Below are 6,418 nucleotides of genomic sequence, written 5' to 3'. Positions count from 1 at the left end.
CCTTCGGCAGCTCCTACAGTTGAATGGCGTACACCCTGTAGGAGCTGCCGAAGGCTGCGATCTTTTGCTTTTTAATCTTCTTTCTTCATCAACCCGGCCAACGCGGCAAACGGGTTGTGCGTCGCCTTGGCGATCTTCGGCGTGCTCAGCGAGCCTTCGCTGAAATACTGCTGATCGGTATAGCGCGAGTGTTCGTTGTCGTGGCAATACAGGCACAACAATTCCCAGTTCGAGCCGTCCTGCGGGTTGTTGTCGTGGTTGTGGTCGCGGTGGTGCACGGTCAGTTCGCTCAGGCGCTTGCCGGAAAATTCACGGGTGCAGCGGCCACAGACGTGCGGGTACATCTTCAGGGCTTTGTCGCGGTAGCCCATTTCCTTGTCGCGCTGGTTGTCGGCGAGGATGCGATCCAGCTTCGACGTATTGGTTGGGGTGGACGAACTCATGGGTTCACCTTTGTAAAAGACTAATGACGGTTATGGGCAGAGTTTAGCTCAGCCCTTGAGCTTCTCGGCAATCCAGATCGTGTGGCGCGTGCCCTTGTTGCCGTGGGCGAAGACCTGGACTTCTTCGGCCTTGAAACCGGCCTTCTTCAATTTGTCGGAAAACAGCCGGTCGGCGCTGGCCGACCATACGGCGAGCACGCCTTTGGGGCGCAAGGCTTTGGCGCAGGCATTCAGACCAGCGGCGGAGTACAGCCAACTGTTGGCCTTCTGCGTCAGGCCTTCGGGGCCGTTGTCGACGTCGAGCATGATCGCGTCGAAGCCGTTCGGCTCGCTTTGCAGCACCTTGGCCACGTCTTCCTGGCGGATCACCGTGCGCGGATCGAGCAGCGGACGACCGGACTTTTCCCCGAGCGGGCCACGGTTCCACTCGACCACGCCGGGGACCAGTTCCGCGACCACCACTTCGGCTGTTTTACCCAGATGCTTGAGCGCGGAGGCGAGGGTGAAACCCATGCCCAGACCGCCGATCAGTACCCGCGAATCCGGACGCCCGGCGACCTTGCGGCAAGGGATCTCGGCCAAGGCATCTTCAGAGCCGTGCATGCGCGTGTTCATCAATTGCCCGCCGTCGCCGCCCTGGATCTTGATGACAAAATCCTCGCCATACTCGAACAGGCACAGGGCACCGCCGCTTTCAGGGATCGGGGTGGTGTCGAGCAGAACGAAACGTTTCATGGAAATCTCTACAAGGGGGAAGGCAAGCAGGCCCGTTGGGAGTAGCCTGAGCGCAGACTAGAGGCCAAACGGAGCCCTTGATGAAGCGCACCATTCTAACGGTCATTGCCCTGGCCGCGCTCTCGATTACTGCAGTGCAGGCGCAACAGACCATTCCGGTCAGCCCGGCGCCGCAACCCGGCTCGCCCGGTACCGCGACACCGACGCCGTATCCGCAGATCACGCCGATCACCATTCCCAAGTCGGGCGCCGGCAGTGGCAGCCCGCCGCTGGTGCCGATCGAAATGCCCAGCCCGCCGAGCAAGGATCAACCGGTGCCGGGCATTGAACCGAGCGGCACCAAGGCAAAATCTCCCGGCGGTTAAACCTGTTGCGCCGCCAGTTGGCCGTCGGCCATGCGCAGGCGTTTCGACAGGGAAACGGCGAGGGCGCGGATGATCTTCGCGGCGATTTTCGGCGCGTCGTTGAGCATTTTTTCCAGCGAATCCTTGCCGAGGTTCAGCAACTGGCAGTTGCTCGCGGCAATGCAGGTGGCCGAACGTCGCTCTCCATCGAGCACGGCCATTTCACCGAACGCCCTACCGCTGCGCAGGGTGGCCATGGTGATGACCTGGCCATCGGGCCCGGTTTTCTGCACGGCGACCTGACCGGTGTGAATGATGCACATGAAACTGCCGGCATCGCCCTCACGGAAAATCGCCTCGCCCTCAGCCACGGTGCTGATGCTGAAGTAGCCGGAAGCGGCCGCAAAGTCGGCCAGCTGCAATTGATCGAACAGGCCGCAGTCCATCAGCCAGTCGCGGATTTCGTTGTTCAGGAAGGTCGGTTCTGACATGTCGTCACGGTCTTTTTGTTTTCACTGTTTCAGGCTTCACACGTCCCTGGTAGGAGCTGCCGAAGGCTGCGATCTGTTGATCTTGCCTTTGAAAAAATCAAAATCAAAAGATCGCAGCCTTCGGCAGCTCCTACAGGGATCTGTGGGGTATCGGCCTCTCGGGTCTGCAATTAAGACCCAAGTGACCGTCGGAGTTCCTCAGGCCAGGCCCAAAACCTTGAAAACAAATGCGTATTCGAGTGCTACGTCACGTAATCCCTGATAGCGCCCGCTCATCCCGCCGTGCCCGGCGCCCAGTTCAGTCTTCAGCAGCAGGACGTTGTCGTCGGTCTTGGTCGCGCGCAGTTTCGCCACCCACTTGGCCGCTTCCCAGTACTGCACACGGCTGTCGTTGTAGCCGGCGATCACCAGCGTCGCCGGATAATCCTGCGCGCTGACGTTTTCGTAGGGAGCGTAAGCCTTGATCCGCTCGTAGACTTCCGGCTCTTCGGGATTGCCCCACTCGTCGTACTCAGTGACGGTCAGCGGCAGTTCCGGGTCGAGCATGGTATTGAGCACGTCGACGAACGGCACTTCAGCAATCGCCACGCCGAACAGATCCGGACGCTGGTTGAGCACGGCACCGATGAGCAAACCACCCGCGCTGCCGCCACTGATTGCCAATTTGTCCGCTGTGGTAATGCCGTTGAGGATCAGAAACTCGGCGCAGGCAATGAAGTCGCTGAAGGTGTTGTGCTTGTGCTCCTGCTTGCCGGCGCGATACCAGGCTTCGCCCAACTCGCCGCCGCCACGCACGTGGGCGATGGCGAAGGCCATGCCACGATCCAGAAGGCTCAGGCGCGCATGGGAGAACCACGGATCAAGGCTCGAACCGTAAGCGCCATAGCCATAGAGATAAAGCGGCACCGCTTTGCCGACCATTTCGCGCTTCATCACCAGGCTGATCGGCACTTGCGTACCGTCCGGCGCCGTCGCCCACAGGCGTTGGCTAACGTAGGCATCGGCGTCGAACGGGCCGAGCACCGGGGTTTCTTTCAACACCGTTTGTTCGCCGTTGGCGAGGATCAGTTGGCGAACTTGTGCCGGGCGGTTCAACGCCTCGTAGCGCAGACGAATACGGTCGCTCTCGAACTCCAGGCTGTTTTGCACATAGAGGCTGTAGGCCGCGTCCGGCAATTGCACGCGATAAGGCGTCAGACCGTGTGGGTGAACTTCGATGATCGGCAGGCCACCCTCGCGCAGGCTCAGGGTCATGGCCTCGGTGTTGAGGCTGACGCCATCGAGCATCACCGTATCGCTGTGGGGGATCAGGTTTTGCCAGTCGGCTTCGGTCGGCGCGATGCCAGTGTCCGGGGCCTGATACAAGGCATAGTTGATGCCGTCGCGGTTGGTGCGGATAAACCACGTCCACACGCCATCGAGCAGGCCGTGATCGACATCGTATTCATGGTCTTCGACACGCGGGGCCAGGCAAGTAAACGGCAGGTGCGGTTGATTGGCATCCAGCGCCCAGACTTCACTGGTGGTCTTGCTGCCCAGCGAGAGCAGCAGTTGCTGCTCAGAGCTGGAACGGTAGCAATGCAGGAAGAAACGCCCGTCTGCCTCGTGGAAAACTTCTTCGGCAGCAGTGCCATCGAGGCGATAGCGGAACAACTTGTGTGGACGATGGGTGTCGTCGAGCACGCCGAAAAACAGGGTCAGGCTGTCGTTGGCCCAAGTCATGCTGCCGTCGCAGTCTTCGAATTCCAGTTCGCTGACTTTGTCGTTGGCCAGTTCCTTGACGAACAGCGTGTAAATCTCATCGCCCGAGGCGTCGACACTGTAGGCCAGACGCTGGTGATCGGGGCTGATGCTGAACGCACCGAGTGAGAAGAACCCGCCGTTGGCCAGCACATTCGGGTCGAGCAGCAGTTGTTCGCGGTTTTCATCGAGGGTCAGGCTGTCGTCCGCCGGTCGCGGGCAACGGTAGTGCCGGGCGTATTCGTCGCCCGCCGTAGTGCGCGTGTAATACAGATACGGGCCCCAAGGTGAGGGCAGGGACAGGTCGGTTTCGAGGATTCGGCTCTTGATCTCTTCGAACAGGGTTTCACGCAGTTCGGCCTGATCGGCGGTTTGCGCCTCTTGCCAGGCGTTTTCGGCCTTGAGGTAATCGAGCACCGCGTCGGTGTCGCGTTCCTGCAGCCAGGCATACGGGTCGGCACCGGGCGCCTTGTGGGCAATCGGAGCACTGATGACGTTGGCGGATTGGGGCATGGAAGGCTCTCGGACAAATTACGGAATGGGGTTTTCGCAGCTTTTGAAACCGTCGCAGGCCCTGTAGGAGTGAGCCTGCTCGCGATAAGGCCGGCACATTCAACATCAATGTTGTCAGGCTGTCCGTCATCGCGAGCAGGCTCGCTCCCACAGGTCGCATGTCTATTGGGACAAGCCGCACGGGCGAAAAGTCGTTACTATAAGCGCCTCTTTGCCTGCCTTGCCATGGACACCATGACCGAGAACGACTATCTGATCGCCTGGGGCCTCTACGCCTTTGCCGCTGTGGGCTGCCTGTTGGTATGGATGCGCCTGACCACCTGGATGTGGCGCTGGTTGCGCGAACCGCTGCGTGTGCTGATGGCGGTGTTGCTGTTCAGCCCGACCATCATCGACCCGGTGAAAGCCAAGGTTGCGCCGTCCATTGCCATCACCGCGCTGGACCTGGCCTTCAAGGTCGGCAACAACGCCTGGCGGGCGATCTCCGATCTGTTCATGTACAGCATGATCGCGTTCGGCATCTACCTGATTTTCGTGTTGATCCGCTTGCCGATCGAGCGTGCTTCGCGTGCGCGCCGCGAGCAGGCCGAAGCCGCGAAAGCTGCCGCCCGCGCCGATGACCGCGATGACGATCAACCGTTTGGCGGCGCCGGTGATGACCGCTACGGTCGTCCACCCTTGCCGAACAACCCGCAGCGCATGCGGGTCGAGCCGCGCCTGTAACCCGAGAGTCCGCACATGTGTGAATTACTGGGCATGAGTGCCAACGTGCCGACCGATATCGTGTTCAGCTTCACCGGCCTGATGCAGCGTGGCGGTCGCACCGGCCCGCACCGCGACGGCTGGGGCATTGCCTTCTATGAGGGCCGGGGTTTGCGTCTGTTTCAGGACCCGGCGGCGAGTTGCGAGTCGGAAGTCGCCAATCTGGTGCAGCGCTATCCAATCAAAAGCGAAGTGGTCATCGGCCACATCCGCCAGGCCAACGTCGGCAAGGTCTGCCTGTCCAACACCCATCCGTTCGTCCGCGAACTGTGGGGGCGCAACTGGTGCTTCGCGCACAACGGCCAGTTGGCCGATTTCACCCCGATCAAAAGCTTCTACCGCCCGGTCGGCGATACCGATAGCGAAGCGGCGTTCTGCGATTTGCTCAACCGCGTGCGTGCAGCATTCCCGGAACCGGTCGATATAGAAGAGCTGCTGCCCGATCTGGTCGCCGCCTGCGCTGAGTATCGCAGCAAAGGCGTGTTCAACTGCCTGCTCAGCGACGGCGACTGGCTGTTCTGCTATTGCTCGACCAAACTCGCACAGATCACCCGTCGCGCCCCGTTCGGCCCGGCGCGCCTGAAGGATGTCGACGTTATCGTCGATTTCCAGGCGGAAACCACGCCCAACGACGTGGTCACGGTGATTGCCACCGAACCTTTGACCGAAAACGAAACCTGGACCCGCTACGAACCGGGCCAATGGAGCCTGTGGCGACGCGGCGAATGCGTCAGTCAGGGCAAGACCGAATAAGGATTGCACCCCATGTTGCTCAGTTATGTACGGCTGGTGTTGTTTGCGGCGGGCCTGTTGATCGGTGTCCAGGTGCCAGGCTTCATCAACGATTACGCGAAACGTGTCGAGGCGCATCTGATCGAAGCGCAGACTGGCTTGCGCGGTTTTCAGGGCACCGCCGAGCAGTTCTTCAAGGGTGATATGCAGGCGCTGGTCGCGCATTATCGCGCCAGTGAAGACCCGGTATTTCGCAGCGATGCTGACAGCCTGAGCACCTTGCTCAGCCGCCAGATCGCGCTGGACAAGCAGTTCCAGGCGATGCAAGGGCCGTGGTACATCCGCTTCCTGCAAGTGGTGTTGGCCGCAGATCCGGATATCCGCAAGGAAACCTGGAACGGTTACAGCTATCAGATCCTGCTGACGCCGGAAGCGATGATCTGGGGCATGAGCGGCGCGTTGCTGCTGTCGTTCGGCATTGAATGCCTGTTCCGCTTGATCGACTGGGTCGTACTCGGTGGCCGGCGTCTGCGCCAGAGCCGGCCGATCGAAGACCGCGATGTGCGCGGTCTCTGATGATCGTTCCCACGCTCTGCGTGGGAACGCCTCAACCGACGCTCCGCGTTCGGCTTTCGAGGGACGCGGAGCGTCCCGGGCT

The 6,418-nt window shown here is 60.8% G+C and carries 8 protein-coding genes; 4 read left to right on the top strand and 4 right to left on the bottom strand.

All coding sequences use genetic code 11. From position 1 onward, the window contains the following. Positions 1–71: 71 nt before the first annotated feature. Together PMI23_RS27315 and PMI23_RS27310 are read right to left on the bottom strand one after the other, a co-directional pair. Positions 72–443 (bottom strand): YajD family HNH nuclease, encoded by a 372-nt coding sequence (locus PMI23_RS27315; RefSeq protein WP_007911336.1) that lies wholly within the window; start codon positions 441–443, stop codon positions 72–74. A 48-nt stretch (positions 444–491) separates the two neighbouring features. Next, complete coding sequence (locus PMI23_RS27310; RefSeq protein ID WP_007911335.1) at positions 492–1,178, bottom strand: spermidine synthase; 687 nt, start codon at positions 1,176–1,178, stop codon at positions 492–494. A gap of 80 nt (positions 1,179–1,258) precedes the next feature. Between PMI23_RS27310 and PMI23_RS27305 the strand changes: the two genes are divergently transcribed. Next, positions 1,259–1,543, top strand: coding sequence for a hypothetical protein (locus PMI23_RS27305; protein WP_007911334.1), 285 nt, complete (start codon positions 1,259–1,261; stop codon positions 1,541–1,543). Here PMI23_RS27305 and PMI23_RS27300 read toward each other — a convergent pair. Both PMI23_RS27300 and PMI23_RS27295 read right to left on the bottom strand, forming a co-directional pair. Further along, positions 1,540–2,013 carry a cyclic nucleotide-binding domain-containing protein gene (locus tag PMI23_RS27300; protein WP_007911332.1) on the bottom strand — a complete coding sequence of 158 codons (474 nt, stop codon included), beginning with the start codon at positions 2,011–2,013 and terminating at the stop codon, positions 1,540–1,542. The two genes, PMI23_RS27305 and PMI23_RS27300, sit on opposite strands and share 4 nt — an antisense overlap. A 198-nt stretch (positions 2,014–2,211) precedes the next feature. After that, a complete protein-coding gene (locus PMI23_RS27295; protein WP_007911324.1) occupies positions 2,212–4,266 on the bottom strand; it encodes a S9 family peptidase in 2,055 nt (684 codons plus the stop codon). Between the two features lie 225 nt (positions 4,267–4,491). Here PMI23_RS27295 and PMI23_RS27290 point away from each other — a divergent pair, with 225 nt between their 5' ends. Genes PMI23_RS27290 through PMI23_RS27280 form a run of 3 tightly spaced genes read left to right on the top strand, consistent with a single transcriptional unit; the run spans position 4,492 to position 6,336 of the window. Beyond that, on the top strand, positions 4,492–4,989 hold the full coding sequence (locus PMI23_RS27290) for a hypothetical protein (RefSeq protein ID WP_007911323.1): 498 nt from the start codon (positions 4,492–4,494) through the stop codon (positions 4,987–4,989). A gap of 15 nt (positions 4,990–5,004) precedes the next feature. After that, positions 5,005–5,781 (top strand): class II glutamine amidotransferase, encoded by a 777-nt coding sequence (locus PMI23_RS27285; protein ID WP_007911322.1) that lies wholly within the window; start codon positions 5,005–5,007, stop codon positions 5,779–5,781. A 12-nt stretch (positions 5,782–5,793) separates the two neighbouring features. Then, on the top strand, positions 5,794–6,336 hold the full coding sequence (locus tag PMI23_RS27280; RefSeq protein ID WP_007911321.1) for a DUF2937 family protein: 543 nt from the start codon (positions 5,794–5,796) through the stop codon (positions 6,334–6,336). The last annotated feature ends 82 nt before the right edge of the window (positions 6,337–6,418 follow it).

The organism is Pseudomonas sp. GM24, assembly GCF_000282235.1.
Lineage (GTDB): Bacteria > Pseudomonadota > Gammaproteobacteria > Pseudomonadales > Pseudomonadaceae > Aquipseudomonas.
Note: the sequence above shows the minus strand (reverse complement) of the source record. Positions and strands in the feature narration are given on the sequence as shown.